Raw genomic sequence first — 18,498 nt, forward strand, 5'->3', positions numbered from 1 at the left:
TCTATCGAAACAAGCGTCAACGAGAAGCACGACAGCATAGATCGGCGCTCAACAGACGAGTTGAACACGATAAAACCCGGTTTGGGTTATTCGACCCGAACGGACCGAGCGTCGGTAACCGGAAGAAGGGGAAGGTCGGGAAACACCACGCTGACGGTGAACTCCATCTCGTCGTCGGTACCGCCGAAGACGCCGACGGGTACGGTCGTTTCCCCGTCGAGGTAGGTCGATTTCGTCGTCATCTCGACCCCGTTGACGGTCACGTCCATCGCGGCCTGCTCGCCGTCGCCGTGGTTTCGCACGGTGACCTCGCGCATGTCGTTCTCGCCGCGGCCGATTCGGGTCGGGAACGACCCCCACTCGATTTCGACGTCGGGGAGTTTGCGGGCGCTCGCTTCAACCTGTTCCGCGACGCCTTCCGAGAGGCCCGCAGCGACCAGTCCATCGACGCCCGCCTCGCACACGTCGGCGGGGGTTTCGAGGCCCTCCGTCGCCAGTTTGCTGGCTCGCCCCGCACCAACGCCGTCGATTGCGGTGAGGCCGACGGCACTCTTCCCCACGCCGTTTTCCACCCGGGCCTCGATTCTGGTGACGAGGTTCGCGGCGAACGGCCTGTCGAGGCGCTTCAGGAACGCCCGGAGCGCCGCGAACAACCGGACCGCGTTCTGCTGGATGACCCACGCGTCGCTCCTGAGGTCGCCCGGCGTCGAACCCGTCATGCTGGAGCGGAGGATAGCGAGCACCTTCCGCCCGCCCGCTTCGAGGTCGCCCGAATCCTGCCCGACGAGGACGGAGTTGATGGCGTCGCGCTCGGACTGGCGGGAACTCACGCTGTCGAACTCTGCCGCACCGGCGACCGCTTCGAGGATTTTCGACGCGTCTATCTCCTCGGTTTCCGCGAGACGGCGGAACCGTTCCGCCGTATCGAGGTCGAGGTAGAACTTCGAGGCGAGCACGGCGAGCGCCGTCCCCTCGATTTTGAGGTCGTCACCTCGCTCGACGAAGCCGCGCGAGACGAGGCGCTGAAGGGTGTTTCTGACGCGTTCGCGGTGGTTCTCGAAATCGTACTCGTCGGGTTTGCTCTGGGCGCGGACGTAGTAGAACGTCGTCCTGAGCCACGACATCACGTCGTCCAAGTCCGATATGGTCCCCATGGCGATTTCGGCGTTGAGGTGCGAGTCCAAGTCCTCCGCCAGTCTGGATTCTATCTCCTTCCCGTCGCGCAGGAGCTTCCGGTATTTGTCCGCATCTTTGAAGTCACAGACGACCCACCCGTAGCCCACGTCGTCGTAGCCGGGACGACCCGCCCGGCCGAGCATCTGGAGCACGTCGAGCGGACTCATGTCCACTTCGCCTTCGAGCGGGTCGTGCAGTTTGGTGTCGCGCAAGACGACGCATCGGGCGGGGAGGTTGACGCCCCACGCGAGCGTCGAGGTAGAAAAGAGGAGCTGAATCTTCCCCTGCTTGAACCACTCCTCGACCCTATCGCGGTCGTTCTTCGCCAGTCCGGCGTGATGGAAGGCCACCCCGTCGAGCACGGAGTTCCGGAGGGTATCGTTGCGCAACTCTTGCGTTTCGGTGTGGAAATCGTAGTCGCCGCGAGCGCCGATGGGGATGTCGCGCTCGGCGATTTCGTCGCGGGCCTTCTTCGCGGCCTGTACGGTGTCCTGTCGGGAGGCGACGAAGACGAGCGCCTGCCCGTCCTCGCGGATGTGCGGCTCCGCGAGGTCGAGGGCGCGGTAGAGTCGCCGGTACTTGTCCGCGAAGGAGTTGTCCCCGTGGGTGTACGTCTTCACGTCCGCGTGCAAATCGACGGGGCGGTAGTCGTCCCCGAACTCGAAGGTGGCCTCCGGCGGCGCGTCGAGCCAATCGGCCACGTCGTCCACGTTCGGCATCGTCGCGGACAGCGCGACGACGCGGGGGTCACAGAGGCGGCGGAGGCGCGAGATGGTGACTTCGAGGACGGCACCGCGCTTTTCCGAATCGAGCAAGTGCACCTCGTCGATGACACAGCAGTCGATGTCGGTGATGAACGAATAGCGGGCCGAATCGTGTTTTCTGGTCGCCGAGTCGGTCTTCTCTGGCGTCATCACGAGGATGTCGGCGCGCTCGGCGCGCCGGGGATTCAAATCGCGCTCGCCCGTGACGACGTAGACGGAGTAGCCGAGGTCCTCGAACCGCTCCCAGTCGCTTTCCTTCTCGTTCGTCAGCGCCCGGAGCGGGGCGATGAACAGCGCGGTTCCGTCGTCGCGCAGCGCCTTGCAGATGGCGAGTTCCGCGAGCGCCGTCTTTCCGCTCGCCGTCGGCGCGCTGGCGACGACGTTCTCGTCGCTTTCGAGCAGTGCGGGAAGCATCTCGCGTTGCATCCGGTTGAACTCCTCGAAGGCGAACGCCTCCGCGAACTGTGGAACCGCCTCGGAGACCTGCATCGTTTCGTAGGGGGAGTGGGGAACAGAAAGGCGTTTCTGTACCGGTTCGATGAGTTCGGTGGACGTAGCAGGTCGGATACGACCGCCGAAGTTTCGAACCGGTATCTCTCAAATGATTCTTTGGGTCATGACAAAATAGTTGTCACGAGCGGTGCAACAGTCCGTATGAAACGACGGACTGTTTGCACGACAGTCGTCGGGTCGATGTGTCTCCTCTCGGGGTGCGGCGGGGTTCTCGCCGAATTCGACGGCGGGAGGTCGCTTCGAACCGACCGAATCGAAGGTACCGAATTCGAGGCGAACACCCACACAGAACCGCTGTTCGAATGCTGGAAGGACGCTATCACCGTAACACGCATCCCCGCGAACGGCCGAATCGAGGTTTCCGGGCAAATCGAGAGCGGGGGTCGGAGTTGTATGGAGACCGTGTTAGAGACGGTCGGAATGGACGAGGAGTCCGATACCCTCGTCCTCATCGTTGCTGACGAACAGAAGCAAGGAGCACGGGGATGCACGATGGAGGAGGCCCTCGTCGGGTACGATGCGACGGTACGGATGAAAGGGGATACTCCGACTCGGATTCGAATTCGCCATTGGAGTGAACTGGGGACCGACGGCGGTCACTACCAACTCGACGAGACGCTCGTGTTCGACGGAGGACCCAACCGGGAAACGAAATCGGTCTCCTGTTAGACAGCGCAACCAGTGTCTGGCACGTCGGTCGAGAGAGCAGGGAACCCACGACGTTCGGTTCTACAAACCCTCACTCGAAATCGGGATAGCGGCGCTGAAACGGACACAAATCCGCGGATTCGGTTCCCAAACGATAAAGCGCCGCAAAAACTACCGACAACCATGCTAGAGCTCGAAGACGTGCTGGCGGCGCGGGACCGGGTGGCCGAGACGTCCCGCCACACACCGCTCGACTATTCTCACACGTTTACTCGAATGACCGGGGCGGAGGTCCACATGAAACTGGAGACCTTCCAGCGAACGGGGTCGTTCAAGATTCGCGGCGCGACCAACCGCATCATGACGCTCTCGGAGGAAGAAAAGGACGCGGGCGTCGTCACGGCCAGCGCGGGCAACCACGCACAGGGCGTCGCGCTGGCGGCTACGCGGAGCGGGGTCGATTCCAAAATCGTCATGCCGAAACACGCGCCGATTTCGAAGGTCCGCGCGACGGAGAACTACGGCGCGGAGGCGGTGCTCCACGGCGAGGACTACGACGAGGCCGCCGAGCACGCCCACGAAATCGAGGAGATTGAGGGTCGAACCTACGTCCACGCCTTCGACGACGAGAAGGTGATGGCCGGACAGGGAACCATCGGACTGGAGATCATGGACGACCTTCCCGAGGTGGAAACCGTCGTCGTTCCCATCGGCGGCGGCGGCCTCATCAGCGGCATCGCAACCGCCGTCAAGGGTCGAAACCCGGACGTTCGCGTCGTCGGCGTACAGGCGGAGGGCGCGTCCAGCGTCGCCGACTCGCTCCAGAAGGGGTCGGTCCAGACCCTCGACAGCGTGGACACCATCGCGGACGGCATCGCCACCCGGAGCGTCGGCCAGCAGACCTTCGACGTCATCGACGCACGCGTGGACGAGGTGGTCACCGTCTCGGATTCGGAAATCGCGGTGGCGCTCGCCTACCTGCTCGAACGGGGCAAGACGCTCGTGGAGGGAGCGGGTGCGACGTCGCTCGCCGCAATCCTCGAAGGCGCGTTCGACTACGAGGACGGGGAAGTCGTCGTTCCCGTCCTCAGCGGCGGCAACATCGACATGAACCTCCTCACGACGGTCATCATGCGCGGACTGGTCGAAACCGGCCGCTACGTGAAACTCAAAACCGTCCTCAAGGACCGACCGGGGTCGCTCCGAACGCTCCTCGACGTCATCGCCGACGCGCAGGCCAACATCTACGCCATCCAGCACGACCGCACCTCGCGCGACATCGGCATGAACGCGACGGAGGTCGAACTCGACCTCGAAACCCGCGGGACGGAGCACGTCGAGGCGCTCCTCGATTCGCTCCGCGAAAACGGATTCGACGTGGAAGTCCTCGTCTGACTTGCAGGTCGTTCGATTTTTCGCATCCTTTTGACGTAGGTTTAAGTTCTAGCGACCGAAGACACCGACATGAAGCGAACTATCAGCACGCAGGACGCCCCCGAGGCGGTCGGTGCGTACAGTCAAGCGACGACGAACGGTGACATCCTCTTTACTGCGGGACAGATTCCGATGACACCCGACGGCGAACTCCTCGACGACGAGGAAATCGCGGTGCAGACCCGCCAGAGTCTGGAGAACGTCAAGGGCATCCTCGAAGAGGAAGGCCTGACCATGCAGGACGTGCTGAAGGTGACGGTGTTCATGGACGACATCGAGGACTTCGACGAGATGAACGAGTCGTATCAGGAGTACTTCCAGGACAACCCACCGGCGCGGAGCGCGGTGGAGGTCGCCAACCTGCCCAAGGGCGTCGGTGTCGAAATCGAGGCCATCGCCAGCACCGAGTAACCGTGAATCCCCGCGTCAAGACGAGTCTGCTGTGGGGCGCAATCGGCGTCCTCTCGTTTCTCGTCCTCCTGCAAGGCTACGAGTTGCTCACCGGTTATCGATATTCGATAGCGGTCAAGGCAGGGGCGACGCTCGTCGTCGCGGTCGGCGCGCCGGTCCTCAGTTACGTCGGCGACGGGGTACTCAACTAGAAGAGAAGGGTTTAAAAGCTACACCGGGTAACGAATTGATAGGCCGGGATGGCCGAATGGCAAAGCGCACGCCTGGAAAGCGTGTTCCCTTATGGGATTCTGGGTTCAAATCCCAGTCCCGGCGTATTTCTCCGCGAAGCAAGTCCGTAAGCACCGCGTAGCGTGTGCTTACGGCTATCTGAGCGAGAAATCGCCGATGGATTTGAGCAGACGAGTCGCATGCCCGGGAAAGAGTGCGAGGCGCGGAGAGCCTCGATGCGAACGGCGACGCCGTGATCGAACCGAGCGAACAGAAATGCCTGGAGGAGTTCAATTCCCAGTTTCGGCGTTCGGTATCAGTCCACCGACGCCCATTCCCACTCCTCGTCCGGTTCCGCCACCGAATCGTGGAGGTGGCACGCCGCCGGATGTCCGGCACCGGTCGCCCGTTCCTCGAGAGCCTTCCGTTCGCAAATCGTCGAGAACTCCACCCGAAGTCGTTCGTCCGCATCTTCGATGGTCCCCGAAACGACGTCCGAGAGGACGGCCGACAGCACCGATTCGGCGTCAGCGTCGGTCAACTCGTCGGGAATGTCGTACTCCTCGCGGAGCGCGGAGCGGAGGTGGGTATCGGTTACTGCTCCTTCGTTCTCGGCGGCACCACGTGCGACTGCAAGGTTTCGAAGTGCGTCGAGGTTCACGTCGTCGTCCGCGACCGCGACGCGGAGGTCCATGACGGACCGCCACTCGTCCTGCTCGAAGTCGTACCGCTCGGGGGGATGACCGACGGACATCGGGGGTGGAACCGACACCCGGACGGCGGCGAGGCGGCGTCGGGAACGTCGCCGCGGAGGGTAACTCGGTGGGTTGCCGCATCCGGGTCCGGCGTCGGAATCGCCGAGACGAGGGCTCGCGTGTAGGGGTGTTGCGGGTCGCGGAACAGGTCTTCGGTCGAACCGCGTTCGACGATTTCGCCGAGATACATCACCGCCACGCGGTCACAGATTTCCCGGACGACGCCCATGTCGTGGCTGATGAGAAGTAACGAGAGGTCGAACTTCGACTGCAAATCCGAAAGCAGGGACAGAATCTCGGCCTGCACCGACACGTCCAGCGCCGAGACGGGTTCGTCCAAGACGAGCAAGTCGGGGTTCAGAATCAACGCCCGTGCCAACGCCGCACGCTGTTTCTGCCCACCGGAGAGTTCGTGTGGGTAGCGGTCGAACTCCTCCGCCGATAGGCCGACGCGACCGAGTAAGTCCTCGGTTATCGTCCGGCGCTGGTCGGCGTCGGTCATGCCGTGAATCGAGAGGGGTTCTGCGACCGACTCGCCGATTTTCATCCGCGGGTCGAACGTCGTCGTCGGGTCCTGAAACACCATCTGGGCGCGACGACGGAACGCCTTGGTTTCGGCGCGGTCGAACGTACCGATGTCGTCACCGTCGAACACGACCGTTCCGTCGGTCGGCGCTTCGAGCGACAACAACGTCGTCGCGGCAGTCGATTTCCCGCTCCCCGACTCGCCGATAAGTCCGACCGTCTCGCCGGGGAACACGTCGAAGGAGATGCCGTCCACCGCGCGGATGCGACCCGTCTCCTTTCGGGTGATTCCCTCCGTGACCGGATACTGCTTTTTCAGGTCGCGGACCGAGAGAAGCGCGGAATCGTGCTCCTCGGTCGGGTCGTCCGTTGCGGCCGTTTCAGTCTGTTCGGCCGTCGCGTCCGTTCCAGTCTGTTCGGCCGTCGTGTCCGTTCCAGTCGGGTCGTTCGCTTCATTCGATTTCATCGCTGTTCCTCCTGTATCGGTTCGGGGTCATCGCCGAGGACGACCGACGAATCGCGGCCCTCGCGGTAGAAGATACACGACGCGTGTTGTGAATCCGTCACGCCCTGCAACGGCGGTTGTCCGCTCCGCTCGCAATCGTCGGTCGCGTGCGGACACCGCGGATGGAACCGGCACCCCGACGGCGGCGATACCGGGTCCGCCATCGACCCGCCGATGGGTTGTAAACTCCCGCCGCGACCGGGGAGACACGCGAGCAACGCTTGCGTGTACGGATGGGCGGGATGGTCGAAGATGTCGTGAACGCTCCCTCGTTCCATCACCTTCCCGGCGTACAGCACGACCACGCGGTCGGCGATTTGGGCGACGACGCCGAGGTCGTGGGTGACGAACAGAATCGCCATGTCGCGTTCGGCCTGCAAGTCCGCGAGCAACTCCAGAATCTGGGCTTCGATGGTCACGTCGAGCGCCGTCGTCGGCTCGTCCGCGATGAGCAGGTCGGGTTCGCCCGCCAGCGCCATGGCGATGACGACCCGTTGGCGCATCCCGCCCGAGAATTCGTGGGGATAGTCGTCCGCTCGAACCTCGGCCTTCGGAATGCCGACGCGGTCGAGGAGTTCGACAGCGCGGCGACGGGCCGCGCTCTTGCTCACGTCCCGATGATAGCGAACCGACTCGGCGACTTGACGTCCGACGCTGTACACCGGGTCGAGCGCGTTCTGTGGGTTTTGAAAGACGTACGCGATGCGGTTGCCTCGAATCTCGCGGAGTTCGCTCGACGAGCAGTCGAGGACGTCCTCGCCGTCGAAGACGATTCGACCGTCCGTGATTTCGCCGGGCGGCGTCGGAATCAGCCGCGTTATCGACTCGCAGGCGACGGTCTTCCCGGAGCCGCTTTCACCGACGAGACAGACCGTCTCCCCGCGGTTCACGTCGAACGAAACGCCATCGACCGCCTTGACGGTCCCGCGGCCGGTTTCGAACGTCGTCCGGAGTCCCGACACGGAAAGCAACGGGTCGGTCACAGTCCCTCCCTCGTTCTGGGGTCGAGAATCTCGCGGAGCGCGTCGCCCAAAAAGCTGAACGAGGCGACGGTGAGGACGATGAAGACCACCGGAATCACTTCCGCCCACCAGAGGAACGTCGGGTGGAAGTCGTTGTGGAACGCGGCGTAGATGAGATACCCCCACGAGTTCTGCCCGTCGCCGTGGAGTTTGAAGTAGCCGAGCATTGCCTCGATGAGGACGAGGGTCGGAATCTGGAGCGTCACGGAGACGAGAACGGTGCTCGACACGTTTGGAAGGAGGTGGTCGCGGATGATCCGGAGATGGCCGCTTCCCGCACCTTTCGCGGCGCGGACGAATCCGAGTTCGGTCTTCTGGAGCGCCTCGCTCCGAACGAGTCGAGCGGTGCTTCCCCAACTGAGCAACCCGAACACGGCGATCATGAGCAGGATGCTCCCGCCGTAGAGGGCTTGGAGGAGGAGAAAGACGAACAGCGGCGGAATGGCCTGTTGAAGGTCCACGTAGCGCATCAGCACTTCGTCCACCCTGCCGCCGAAGTAGGCCGCGATGGTTCCGACGGCGGTCGCAAGCGGCGCGATGAGCGTCGCGCTGATGAGGGTCACTTCGAGCGCGACGCGCATGCCTTGGAGGATTTCTATCAGCAGGTCTTCCCCGCTGCCGGTCGTTCCGAGGGGGTGAATGAGACTTCCGTGACACGCGTTGTTCGCTAACTGGCCGACACAGCGCGTGATACCGATGCCGTAGAACGGGACGGTGAACCCGAACGGGGGCTGGTACGGCGTGATATCGTATCGGAACCCGTCCGCGGCCACGATGGCGTCCCGAAGGGGAGAGAGGAACATCGGCGCGACGAGTCCGGTAACGAAGAAGAAGACGAGATAGCCGAGACTGGCGACGGCAACCGGATTCGTTTTGAGTTGCTCCCAGCGACGGCGAGTGAGTTCTCGATTTTGGGCGAGCGGAACGAGGACGTAACAGAAGAAGATGGCGAGCGAAAGAGTAAATATCCAATCCAGCGGGGTCGGGTTCCACTCGAAAACGAGGGGGTCGGTGTCGGGAAGGAAAAAGAGGTCGTAGAAAAACCCGAGAGCTACCGCGAGCGCGACGAGCGAAAACGCCACCGTTCGTCGTGCTATCGACCGCGAATCGGTCGTGTACTCGCTCCATTCTATCGTATCGAACGTGTCGTTTCGTGTAGCCATGGGCGGTCGAATCCTTCTCTCGTGTCTCGTGACGGCGGGAGTCTCACCCGCAGACGAGACAATTCAATGACAGACTAACGCTAACAATGCAACAGGGGTATAAAAAATATAGTCATCGGTAGGCGGGCCGTCCGCCGGGATGTCCGGTGACGACGCCGACGTGGGGTTTGTAACACAGGAAACATTTATTCGGAAGGGACGAATTGTGGGCATCAATAGCATGGGGACGAGTTCATCGCCGACTCGACGCGGAACGGCACCGATAGCGCCGAGCGAGGACGAAGAATTGCGAGTGGGCGGAGAGCCGTAGCGTGCGTCGATACATCGCCAAACGGGCGCTCTGGACGATATTCGCGGCGTATCTCCTCCTCTCGTCCATCTTTCTCGTGTACGCGTACGCGCCCGACCCCAACCAGAGAACCGCGGGACTCTTAGCGGGGATGGGTGGTGGGTCGGTGGAGAAGGCCGAACACGCCTACGGTGCGGCGCGGAACTACGACCAACCGATACTCGACCGATACGTGAAGTGGATCGTCGCGTACACGACGTTCGACTGGGGGACGAACATCGGGGGCACGCCGGTAACGAAGCTATTAGCCGACGCGGTTCCGCTCACGCTCGTCTATCTGATTCCCGCCGTCGTGTTGTCCACCATCCTCGGAACGTACATCGGGCTGTACTCGGCGGTGCATCAGCACGGCTACGTGGACCGCCTCGTCACCGCAGTCACGTACCCCGGATTGGGGATGCCGGGCTTTTGGCTGGCGAGTTGGTCGTCGCTTATCGTCCTCGAACGGGTGAGCATTCAGGCGTCGTACTTCGACGGTCGATACGGACTCTGGACGCCCCAGAACCTCCCGTTCATGCTGCTCCCGATATTCGTCGTCACGATAAACCTGCTTACCGTGCAGATTCGGTACGCGCGGTCCACGTCGCTCGAATACGTTCCCGCCGAGTTCGTGAAGACGCTCCGGGCGAACGGCGCAACCGCGCGGGACGTGGCGCGGCACGTGCTCCGGAACGCCGCGCTACCGCTCGTCTCGCTGTTTTTCACCGAGACGCTCACCATGCTGTTCATCACGCTCCTCGTCGTGGAGATGGTGTTCGGCATCCCCGGATTCGGGTCGCTCGCGTTCCAAGCCATCAAGAGCCGCGATGCGGGCCTGATTCTGGCGACGACGATGATACCCATCCTCATCGGACTGGTCGGTAACTTCGTACAGGACGTGGCCTACGTGCTCGTGGACCCGCGGGTCAACTACGACTAATTCAAGGGTCACTGCCATCCGCGCGTTCGACTCGAGCCCCCCGGACATTCATCTTCGCCGGGGTCGAAAGGCAGACGAATGCGCTCGCTCGTTCCCGTCGCCCTCGTCCTCCTGACAGTGCTGTTTTTCGGGTCGTACTTCGCGGGCTATCACGTTCCCGGCGAACGGACGCTGGATTCCGCACAAGGCGCACGAGTCATCGACGTGCCACACGACCGACCGGAACGGCTCACGAACCCGAACACGACGCGGTTCCGTCGCTGGGTCGAGTTCTACGTTCACGTCGCGGTGAACGAGGAGCGGACGAAACACGGACTCGACCCGCTCGAATTCGACGCCGCGTTGCGCGACATCGCGCGAAATCACAGCGCCGATATGGGACGGAAAGGGTATTTCGAACACGTCTCACCGACGGGTGTCGACCCCGGCGACCGCTATCGCCGAGAGGATTACCACTGTCTTCGCGGTGCGGGGGAAAACATCGCGTACACGTACTTCGATTTACGAGTACGAACCGATACCGGAGACGTCGTTCGGTATCGAACCGCGAGAGCGTTGGCTCGCGGACTCGTGACGCAGTGGATGCATTCGCCCGAACACAGAAAAAACATCCTTTCGAAACACTGGGAGCGAGAGGGAATCGGCATCACCTACACCGAGAGCGGACGTGTATACGCAACGGAGAACTTCTGCTGAATCCGGGCAAAATATTAAATAGCTTGAGACACCTCTCGAAAACAAACATTCGCGGTCGACAGGTCGACATCTAATGAGTAAACGAGCCGACGGGATGGAGAAGACGCCGCTGTCCAGAGACATTATATTTCAGATACTTAGTAATCGACGCCGACGATACGCGATTCACTACTTACGACGGAACGAAGGACCGGTCGAAATCGGCGAGCTCGCGACGCAAATCGCGGCGTGGGAAAACGACGTCACCGTCGAGGAAGTGACCTCACAACAACGCAAGCGGGTGTACAACACGCTGCAACAAGCGCATCTTCCGAAACTCGACGAAACGGGATTCATCGATTACGATGCGGCACACGGCGACGTCACGCTGACGGAACAGGCGGAACCGCTGAACACGTATCTCGAAATAATCCCTGACAACAACCTCCCGTGGTCCGAGTACTATTTCGTGTTGGGCTGTATCAGTCTTGCACTGCTGACCGGAGCGTGGTTCGACGCCGGACCGCTCGGCCTCGTCCCGGACATCGGGTGGGCGGTCGGACTCGCTGCACTGGTGACCGTCTCCGGGGCGACACACATGTACTACTATCGAAACCTCAGGCTCGGCCACACGGAAGTGCCGAAAGACGAGTAATCCGCGACGAGCCACGACGAGGGAAACGGGAGAGGATGAGAAACGGAACGAAGCACTCACCAGCGGATGCGTCGAGCGAGGAAAGGAGGAAGAAAAGTGGCAACGTTCGAGCGAAAAGCCACCGAGCATCAGAGTATATAAATAGATGTTTGAGACGAGCGTCGAGGAAAAAGAGTCGTGTTAACTACCGACATGATTTTCGGTGTCCCCGGCCGCCTTACAGCGATTTCCCACGTTGAGAGAAAATCGAATACAGTATCCTAACGAACGGCTGGATAAAGATTTATATAGAAGCACAAACATAGTCGCTCTTGTACTATGAGTCAGCGCATGCAAGGTCAGCCGATGATCGTAATGTCCGAAGATTCCCAGCGAGTCAAGGACAAGGACGCGCAGGAACACAACATCACCGCGGCGCGAGCGGTTGCGGACGCGGTACGCTCCACACTCGGCCCGAAAGGGATGGACAAGATGCTCGTCGATTCGATGGGCGACGTCACCATCACGAACGACGGCGTGACCATCCTCAAGGAGATGGACATCGACAATCCGACGGCCGAGATGATCATCGAAGTCGCCGAAACCCAAGAGGACGAAGCGGGTGACGGCACGACGACGGCCGTCGCGGTCACGGGCGAACTCCTCAAGAACGCACAGGACCTCCTCGAACAGGACATCCACCCGACGGCGGTCATCAAAGGGTTCCACCTGGCGAGCGAGAAGGCCCGCGAGGAAGTCGACAACATCGCCGACGAAGTGGACACCGACGACGAGGAACTCCTCCGCAAAGTCGCCGAAACCAGCATGACCGGCAAAGGGGCCGAACTCAACAAGGAAGTCCTGAGCCAGATCATCGTGGACGCCGTACAGGCGGTCACCGTCGAGGGCACCGTCGACCTCGAATACGTCAACATCGAGACGCAGACCGGCCGCTCCGCGGGCGAGTCCGAACTGCTCGAAGGCGGCGTCATCGACAAGGACCCCGTTCACGACAATATGCCGACCTCGGTCGAGGACGCGAAGGTTCTCCTCCTCAACGAAGCCGTCGAAGTCGAGGAGACCGACGTCGACACCGAAATCTCCATCAACGACCCCGACCAGCTCAAGAACTTCCTCGACCGCGAGGAAGCCCAGCTGAAGGAGAAGGTCGAGCAGATCAAGGACACCGGCGCGAACGTCGTCTTCTGCCAGAAGGGCATCGACGACCTCGCACAGCACTACCTCGCCAAGGAGGGCATCCTCGCCGTCCGTCGCACGAAGAAGAGCGACATCAAGTTCCTCCGCGAGATTCTCAACACGACCATCGTCTCGGACCTCGACAGTGCGAGTGAGGACGACGTGGCGGAAGGAAGCGTCACCCGCGACGAGAGCGACGAACTGTTCTACGTCAGCGGCGGCGACAACGCACACGGCGTCACGCTCCTCCTCCGCGGCTCCACGGACCACGTGGTCGACGAACTCGAACGCGGCATCACAGACGCGCTCGACGTCGTGGCCCAGACCGTCAGCGACGGACGAGTCGTCTCCGGCGGCGGTGCCATCGAAGTCGAACTCGCCTCCCGACTCCGCGACTACTCCGACAGCGTGGAAGGCCGCGAGCAGTTGGCCGTCGAGGCGTTCGCCGACTCGCTCGAACTCGTCCCGCGCGTTCTCGCCGAGAACGCCGGACTGGACTCCATCGACACGCTCGTCGACCTCCGTGCGGCCCACGAGGACGGCGACAAGCGCGCTGGCCTGAACGTCTTCAGCAGCGACGTCGAAGACACGTTCGAGGCGGGCATCGTCGAACCCGCACACGCCAAGGAGCAGGCGCTCTCCAGCGCCACCGAGGCCGCGAACCTCGTCCTCAAAATAGACGACATCATCTCGGCCGGCGAACTCTCCACCGACAAGGGTGGCGACGAAGGCGGCGCACCTGGCGGCATGGGTGGCATGGGCGGCATGGGCGGTATGGGCGGCGCAATGTAAATTTCGACGAAAGGAGAAATTTCATTGCACGGCTGAGGTTCCCTCGGCCAAGGCTATGTGAGCGAGGTTTCGAAGAAACCTCGAATGTCGAACGGGCGAAGCCCGTGAGACGGAAATCGGTCAACGGCCGATTTCAGCCCGACCGCACCCGAAGTATCGTCGATTGAACTCGAACCGATTTTTTGGACTCACAACGATTAGCGGCGCGTAGCGGATAGTGTGGACGATGGTCGTTGACGACCGTCGGTTAGGTCAACAGTTATATCTCCTATTTAATAACTGAATTACATGTGCACCGCCGCTCGTTGCTCGCCACATCGGCTCCGGTCGCCGTCGCCACCCTCGCAGGCTGTTCGAATCCACTCTCCACCAACGACCCGAAGGCGAACGACCTGTCGATAGCCGTCGATGGGATGTCCAACCGGAGTCGAATCTGGCACGCGACGGACTGCCATCACCTCACGATAACGATACGAGAAGACAGCGTGGAATTCGCCGAGAAGACGTGCTGATTCGGGTCGGAATCCGGTTTCGTCGTCGCGGGGCGGTGAACCGTAATCAGGCAGATAGAAAATCGGCCACCGTTCGATTTCTACCCCGAGCGAACCGAGGAGTCGTCTACTGAACTCGAACTGATTTTTGAACCCACGTCGAATCACGACGTGTTTGCCGGATGTTACTGCAATCATACCGTCGAATATGAATTTCCTTCGAGTATTTTCGAGATTAAGAATTCACACGATTTCCTCCGATATGGACCCTAAACCGCCAGAGGAGACGGCGATAGGGAGCAAAAATCGGTAAAAGATGGAACTAAGTGGGAACCGCGTATCCCTCCGACTATGGAAACACTCCTGCTCAATCAGGATGCGGTCGACGAGAACACACAGATGCCCGAACTCATCCGGGCCATCGAGGACGCCTTCGCGGCGTACGCGCTCGGCGACGCACAGATGCCCGCGAAATCGTACATCGACCTTCCCCAGTACAACGGCGACTTCCGGTCGATGCCCGCCTACCTCGACGCGGACGGGTGGGACGCGGCCGGAATCAAGTGGGTCAACGTCCACCCCGACAACCCCGAGGAGTTCGACCTGCCGACGGTCATGGGCACGATGATTTACAGCGACCCCGAGACGGCGTTCCCGCTCGCCATCATGGACGGGACGGAACTCACGATGAAGCGCACGGGCGCGGCCGCCGCCGTGGCGACCGACCACCTCGCCGTCGAAGACGCGACGAGCATGGGACTGGTCGGCGCTGGCGTCCAGTCCTACACCCAGTTGGAAGCCATCTCGAAGATTCGCCCCATCGAGGAAGTCGTCATCAGCGACCTGGATGAGGAAGCGGTCGCGGACTTCATCGACTACTTCGACGACGAGTTCGACGTTCGTGCCGGATCGATTTCGGAAGCCGCGTCCTGTGACATCCTCTCGACCGTGACGCCCGTCGAGACGCCCATCGTCTCCGCCGATGCCGTCGGCGACCACACCCACATCAACGCGATGGGTGCCGACGCGGAAGGCAAGCACGAACTCGCGGACGAACTCCTGCTGGACGCGAAACTGGTCATCGACGACCACGCCCAGACCACCCACTCGGGCGAAATCAACGTCCCGTACAACGAGGGCACCCTCACGGACGACGACATCCACGGCGATATCGGCGACATCGTTATCGGCGACCTCGACGGCCGCACCGAGGATGACGGCGTGACCGTCTTCGACAGCACCGGACTGGCGATTCAGGACGTCGCGGCCGCCCACGTCGTCTACGAGCACGCGAACGAGAACGACAACGGCTACCCGTTCGACCTCCTCGGACTGTAACGACGCGAGCCGAGCGGCGAACACTCGCTTTTAAGTGTTGACGCTCGCGCCGAGCGCATTGCTCACGACGGAGTTCGTGCTGGCGGTGAGCGTCGAATCGGCGGTGACTTCGTAGCCGTATCCGGCGGAGTTACGAATCGTGGAGTGTCGTATCGAGAGCCGCGAGCCGTTCGTGACGGCCACGTTCGCGTGTTCCTTCGCGTTCCAGAACTCGTTTCCGCCGCCCCCGTACTCGACCACGCAGTAGCGGAGTTCGTTTTCGGTGCGGTTCGTATCGTCGAAGTAGATGCCGCGCCAGTAACCCCGCGTCTTCTGCTCGCCCGTGAACGTGATGGGTTCGTCTCCCGTTCCGACCGCGGACAGGATGCCGCCGTCGTACATCCGAAGGCCGGAGTCCTGCCCGAATTCGAGGGTCGCGCCCGGTTCGATGGTGAGCGCGCCGTACACCGACACCGCGCCGGTGTCGATGAAGTAGGGAACGTCGATGGCGTCCCACGTCACGGCCATCGATTCGCGGATGTCGTCGCGCTGCCAGACGTACACCCGGTCTTCGTCGTTGCCGGTGTAGGTCCCGGTGTCGGAGAGGAAGTGAGCGGTGTCGTCGCGGACGTGGCCCGCACCCTCGGCGTTCGCAGTGACGGTGTTGCGGGTGAACGAATCGACGGACACGTCGTCCGAGAAGTCGAAGCCCCACGCGCCGCTTTCTCGGATGGTACACCCGTCGATTCGCGCCCGGGAGCCGTTCGAAACGGCGACGTTGGCCTTGGCGTCCGCGCTCCAGTACTCGTCGCCACCGCCGCCGTACTCGACCACGCAGTTCCGCAGTTGGTTCTCGGTTCGGTCGGTCTGCTGGAAGTAGATGCCGCGCCAGTAGCCCCGCGTCTTCTGGCCGCCCGTGAACGTTATCGGTTTGGACTCCTCGGTGTCGGGCACGATGCCGACGGCCGTGAGGGTGCCGCCGTCCAGCAGTTTCAGTCCGGCGTCCTGCCCGAATTCGACCGTTGTACCGGGGTCGATGGTGAGGTTGCCGTACGTCTCTATCGCGCCGGTATCGACGAAGTAGGGGACGTCGATGGCGTCCCACGTCACGTCGAGGTCCGTTCCGATGTCGTCGCGCTGCCAGACGTACACCCTGTCCACGTCGTTGCCGGTGTACGTTCCGGTGTCGGAGAGGAACTGCGCGCGGTCGTCGCGGACGTGGCCCGCCCCGGTCGCGTTGCGGGTCACGGTGTTGTTCACGAACGAGTCTATCGTCACTTCCTCGGCGAAGTTGAAACCGTATCCCCCGCTCTCACGGAGCGTCGAGTGAGTGACGCGAGCGCGAGCGCCGCCTCCCACGGCGACGTTCGCGTGCGCGTCGGCGGTCCAGTACTCGTCGCCACCGCCGCCGTACTCGACCACGCAGTTTTCCAGCACGCTTGGAACGCGGTCCGACGTCTCGAAGTAGAGACCGCGCCAGAATCCGCGGGTCTTCTGCTCGCCCGTGAACGTGATCGGTTTGGATTCCTCGGTGTTGGGGTCGATACCCGCGGCCGTCAACTGGGACGACTCCGAGACTTTGAGACCCGCCTCCTGTTCGAACGAGAGCGTCGCTCCGGGCGCGATGGTGAGGTGGGCGTCCTTGCGCAGTTCGACGAGTTTAGCCACGCGATAGCGGGCGTCGAGCGCGTCCCACGTCGCGTCGAAACCGGCCCCGAGTCCGTCGCGGCCCCACACGTGAACGATGTCGTCGTCGTTCCCGGTGTACGTCCCGGAGCCATCGACGTGATGGGCGGAGGCGTCGCGGACGAAGCCCGCACCCGCGGCGTTCGCGGTAACGATGTTCTTCGAGAAGTCGTCCACGTTCACCTCGGGACCGAAGGTGAATCCCCACGCCGCGCTCTCGCGGACGGCGCAGTTCGAGGCCGCGAGTCGGGAACTCCCGCCGACCGCGAGGTTCGCGTTGTCGTCGGCCTGCCAGAACTCGTCCCCGCCGCCAGCGTATTCGACGACGCAATAGGCCATCGCGTTGGGGTTGTCGGAGTCCTCGAAGTAGATGCCGCGCCAGAAACCGCGGGTCCGTTACCGGCCGGTGAACACGACGGGACGCTCGCACGTTCCCTCGGCGACGAGCGTCCCGTCCGCGGCGATTTTGAGTCCGGCGTTCTGTTCGAAGACGAGTTCGGTTCCCGCCGTCACCGTGAGCGTCGCGTCGGTGACGCCGACGGTTCCCTCGACGACGTATCGATTGCAGTCGCCCCCGAGCGTCGTGTCTTCGGTGATGTCGTCGGTGAGCGTCTGCGGTGAACACTCTCCGGAGAGAACGCCGATACAGTCGCCGAACGCGACCCGTTTTCCGTCCGACGGCGGCGCGTCGGTTCCCGCAGTCGTCCCGTTGGCGGTCGTTTTCGAAGAGGTGGGGGAAGCGGTCGCTTTCGACGTCTCGTTTCCGTCTTCGTTCCCCGTGGAAACCGAACTACACCCCGCGAGACCGCTCGCGAGCGCTCCCGCACCGATGGTCTTCAGCAACCGTCGCCGTTTCATCTCCGCGTCCGTTGGTTCGCATGTCATGAGATATCGTTCCGACCGTCAGTGACGCGATTCGGTGACAGACGTTCGATAGTTCCGCGTCGAATGCGCGTCCTGACGCATATCGGGTGATATCAGTACGGAGTGATATACGCATTGAGTGAAATAATTCCGCGATGTGGAAAAATACGGGTCCGAGAACACCGTTCGGGTCCGTATAGGACTCGTTCGTCCCCGGTCGCTACTCCTCCCCGATGGGTGCCCGTCCGGCGAGTTCGTCGGTCAGTTTCGAGATGACCCACGCGATGATCAAAAACGGCAGGAGCGGAACCAGCAGGACGAGCAGGCCCAGAAACACCGCGACGCCGATGGTGTTCATTTCGCTGTCCGAGTGGGCGCGGGAAGGCGGCGTGACGGTTCGCAGAACTTTCGTGACGGGGTGGTCCCCCGAGTCCCCCTGACTCATGTG

General features: G+C 62.2%; 16 protein-coding genes, 1 tRNA gene and 1 pseudogene. 11 read left to right on the forward strand and 7 right to left on the reverse strand.

Features of this window, described 5'->3' with window-relative positions:
- Nucleotides 1-86: 86 nt before the first annotated feature.
- A complete protein-coding gene (locus BG842_RS22325; RefSeq protein WP_069452521.1) occupies nt 87-2,429 on the reverse strand; it encodes a DEAD/DEAH box helicase in 2,343 nt (780 codons plus the stop codon).
- A gap of 165 nt (nt 2,430-2,594) precedes the next feature.
- Between BG842_RS22325 and BG842_RS22330 the strand changes: the two genes are divergently transcribed.
- From BG842_RS22330 to BG842_RS22350, 5 genes are all read left to right on the forward strand, one after another.
- On the forward strand, nt 2,595-3,122 hold the full coding sequence (locus BG842_RS22330) for a hypothetical protein (RefSeq protein ID WP_254663393.1): 528 nt from the start codon (nt 2,595-2,597) through the stop codon (nt 3,120-3,122).
- A gap of 162 nt (nt 3,123-3,284) precedes the next feature.
- On the forward strand, nt 3,285-4,496 hold the full coding sequence (gene ilvA, locus BG842_RS22335; RefSeq protein ID WP_069452522.1) for a threonine ammonia-lyase: 1,212 nt from the start codon (nt 3,285-3,287) through the stop codon (nt 4,494-4,496).
- 69 nt (nt 4,497-4,565) lie between these two features.
- Nucleotides 4,566-4,946, forward strand: coding sequence for a Rid family detoxifying hydrolase (locus tag BG842_RS22340; RefSeq protein WP_007982282.1), 381 nt, complete (start codon nt 4,566-4,568; stop codon nt 4,944-4,946).
- 2 nt (nt 4,947-4,948) lie between these two features.
- Nucleotides 4,949-5,137, forward strand: a complete 189-nt coding sequence (locus BG842_RS22345) for a hypothetical protein (protein WP_069452523.1) — start codon at nt 4,949-4,951, stop codon at nt 5,135-5,137.
- Between the two features lie 42 nt (nt 5,138-5,179).
- Nucleotides 5,180-5,261, forward strand: a tRNA-Ser gene (locus BG842_RS22350).
- A gap of 211 nt (nt 5,262-5,472) precedes the next feature.
- Here the strand turns inward: BG842_RS22350 and BG842_RS22355 are convergent.
- From BG842_RS22355 to BG842_RS22365, 3 genes and pseudogenes are all read right to left on the reverse strand, one after another.
- Nucleotides 5,473-6,902 (reverse strand): annotated as a pseudogene (locus tag BG842_RS22355) (ABC transporter ATP-binding protein).
- On the reverse strand, nt 6,899-7,924 hold the full coding sequence (locus tag BG842_RS22360; protein ID WP_069452524.1) for an ABC transporter ATP-binding protein: 1,026 nt from the start codon (nt 7,922-7,924) through the stop codon (nt 6,899-6,901). Before BG842_RS22360 ends, BG842_RS22355 begins: the two are co-directional and overlap by 4 nt.
- Nucleotides 7,921-9,126: an ABC transporter permease gene (locus BG842_RS22365; RefSeq protein ID WP_069452525.1), complete on the reverse strand. Its 1,206-nt coding sequence runs from the start codon at nt 9,124-9,126 to the stop codon at nt 7,921-7,923. The genes BG842_RS22360 and BG842_RS22365 overlap by 4 nt, the downstream gene beginning before the upstream one ends.
- A gap of 311 nt (nt 9,127-9,437) precedes the next feature.
- Here BG842_RS22365 and BG842_RS22370 point away from each other — a divergent pair, with 311 nt between their 5' ends.
- The 6 genes from BG842_RS22370 (at nt 9,438) to BG842_RS22395 (ending at nt 15,521) form a co-directional block, all read left to right on the forward strand.
- Nucleotides 9,438-10,394 (forward strand): ABC transporter permease, encoded by a 957-nt coding sequence (locus tag BG842_RS22370; protein WP_069452526.1) that lies wholly within the window; start codon nt 9,438-9,440, stop codon nt 10,392-10,394.
- 78 nt (nt 10,395-10,472) lie between these two features.
- The gene (locus BG842_RS22375; protein WP_069452527.1) at nt 10,473-11,090 is read left to right on the forward strand and encodes a CAP domain-containing protein; all 618 of its coding nucleotides are present in this window, start codon (nt 10,473-10,475) and stop codon (nt 11,088-11,090) included.
- A gap of 73 nt (nt 11,091-11,163) precedes the next feature.
- Nucleotides 11,164-11,724, forward strand: a complete 561-nt coding sequence (locus BG842_RS22380) for a hypothetical protein (RefSeq protein ID WP_069452528.1) — start codon at nt 11,164-11,166, stop codon at nt 11,722-11,724.
- A gap of 318 nt (nt 11,725-12,042) precedes the next feature.
- The gene (gene thsB / locus BG842_RS22385; RefSeq protein ID WP_069452529.1) at nt 12,043-13,692 is read left to right on the forward strand and encodes a thermosome subunit beta; all 1,650 of its coding nucleotides are present in this window, start codon (nt 12,043-12,045) and stop codon (nt 13,690-13,692) included.
- Between the two features lie 290 nt (nt 13,693-13,982).
- Complete coding sequence (locus tag BG842_RS29285; RefSeq protein WP_139136241.1) at nt 13,983-14,204, forward strand: hypothetical protein; 222 nt, start codon at nt 13,983-13,985, stop codon at nt 14,202-14,204.
- Between the two features lie 330 nt (nt 14,205-14,534).
- On the forward strand, nt 14,535-15,521 hold the full coding sequence (locus tag BG842_RS22395; protein ID WP_069452531.1) for an ornithine cyclodeaminase family protein: 987 nt from the start codon (nt 14,535-14,537) through the stop codon (nt 15,519-15,521).
- A 30-nt stretch (nt 15,522-15,551) separates the two neighbouring features.
- Here the strand turns inward: BG842_RS22395 and BG842_RS22400 are convergent, their stop codons facing one another.
- The 3 genes from BG842_RS22400 to BG842_RS22405 all read right to left on the reverse strand — a co-directional run bounded on the left by BG842_RS22400 (nt 15,552) and on the right by BG842_RS22405 (nt 18,495).
- Nucleotides 15,552-17,525 (reverse strand): right-handed parallel beta-helix repeat-containing protein, encoded by a 1,974-nt coding sequence (locus tag BG842_RS22400; RefSeq protein ID WP_254663396.1) that lies wholly within the window; start codon nt 17,523-17,525, stop codon nt 15,552-15,554.
- Nucleotides 17,526-17,582: 57 nt separating this feature from the next.
- On the reverse strand, nt 17,583-18,071 hold the full coding sequence (locus BG842_RS32165; RefSeq protein WP_254663397.1) for a hypothetical protein: 489 nt from the start codon (nt 18,069-18,071) through the stop codon (nt 17,583-17,585).
- 199 nt (nt 18,072-18,270) lie between these two features.
- Nucleotides 18,271-18,495, reverse strand: coding sequence for a hypothetical protein (locus BG842_RS22405; protein ID WP_069452543.1), 225 nt, complete (start codon nt 18,493-18,495; stop codon nt 18,271-18,273).
- Between the last annotated feature and the right edge of the window lie 3 nt (nt 18,496-18,498).

Origin of the sequence: Haladaptatus sp. W1 (assembly GCF_001723155.1) — an archaeon.
In the GTDB taxonomy this organism is placed as follows: Archaea; Halobacteriota; Halobacteria; order Halobacteriales; family Haladaptataceae; genus Haladaptatus; species Haladaptatus paucihalophilus.